This window comes from Blastomonas sp. 34TW, assembly GCF_059803595.1.
This window is the reverse complement of record NZ_JAPFGW010000046.1, coordinates 1-1355: the sequence shown is the minus strand read 5'-3', so window position 1 is coordinate 1355 and position 1355 is coordinate 1. Positions and strand designations below refer to the sequence as shown.

Sequence of the window (1355 nt, the reverse complement as noted above, 5' to 3'; positions counted from 1 at the left end):
TGTCCGTCGTCAGAACATTTGGCACAGGTCGCGGCGTAAATTAGCGGAGTGCGGGCCTCGTCTGTTGTTGGGTTTTAGGCGGCGAGCTTACGGTGTTGCAAGCGCCGATGTTCAATGGTCTGTCGCTTGATCCTTTCGCGTTGTTTGATGATGGCTGGTGCCCTGCCGAAGTAGGCGTCTGCGGGCGTCACGTTGTTTAGGCTCTCGTGGTATCGGCGGTGGTTGTAGTGCTCGACGAAGGTCTCGATCTGGGCCTCAAGGTCGCCGGGCAGGAAGTAGTTCTCGAGCAGGATGCGGTTTTTAAGGGTCTGGTGCCAGCGCTCGATCTTGCCCTGGGTCTGGGGGTGCATCGGGGCGCCGCGCACGTGGCTCATCTTGTTGGCCTCGATGTATTCAGCCAGTTCGCCCGCGATGTAGCTGGGACCATTGTCGCTGAGCAGCCGGGGCTTGTGCAACACCGTGGCGCTGTCGCATCCGGATGCGACCAACGCTACATCCAGCGTGTCGGTCACATCCTCGGCCCGCATGTTGGTGCACAACTTCCAGGCGATGATGTAGCGCGAGAAGTCGTCGAGCACGGTGGAGAGATACATCCAGCCCCACCCGATGATCTTGAAGTAGGTAAAATCGGTCTGCCACATCTCGTTCGGCCGGGTCGTCTTGGTATGGAACGCATCAGCCGCTTTCACCACGACGTATGCCGGGCTGGTGATCAGATCGTGGGCCTTGAGCAGGCGGTAAACCGTAGCTTCGGACACAAAGTATTGGCGCTCATCGGTAAATCGCACCGCCAGTTCGCGCGGTGACAGCTCGGACTGCTCCAGCGCCATTTCGACGATCTGGTCCTGCACCTCGGGCGCGATCCGGTTCCACACCCGGCCTGGAGCCGATGGCCGATCCGCCAACGCCTCCGGGCCGCCTGCGAGGTAGCGGTCATACCAGCGGTAGAACGTCCGCCGGGCGATGCCGAGTTGGTCCAGCGTTCGCTTGGCAGGCAGGTGGGACTGCTCGACGATCCTGATGATCTCGAGCTTCTCGGATGCGGGATACCTCATTCTTCGTCGCCCCCATCCGCGATCATGCTTTTTTTGAGCAAACGGTTTTCCAGCGTCAGGTCGGCCACGCATTCCTTCAGGGCGCGGGCTTCGCGGCGCAGATCCTGCACCTCGCCAGTGGTCGCGGCACGGGCGGTATCACCGGCCAACCGGCGCTTACCTGCTTCCATAAACTCCTTCGACCAAGTGTAATACAGGCTCTGGGCGATGCCTTCCTTGCGGCACAGCTCTGCGATGCTGTCCTCACCACGCAGGCCGTCCAGCACGATGCGGATCTTTTCTTCGGCAGAGAAATGGCGC

1 protein-coding gene is annotated in these 1355 nt (G+C 60.8%); it reads right to left on the bottom strand.

Annotation, left to right across the window (positions count from 1 at the left end; translation table 11 throughout):
* Window positions 1-74: 74 nt before the first annotated feature.
* Window positions 75-1355, bottom strand: a protein-coding gene (locus tag OPU69_RS19895; RefSeq protein ID WP_498513293.1) for an IS3 family transposase whose coding sequence is annotated in 2 segments (ribosomal slippage) — window positions 75-1090 and window positions 1090-1355 — 1282 coding nt annotated over the 2 segments. Because the reading frame shifts where the segments join, the coding sequence is not laid out codon by codon here. This gene is flagged as partial in the annotation.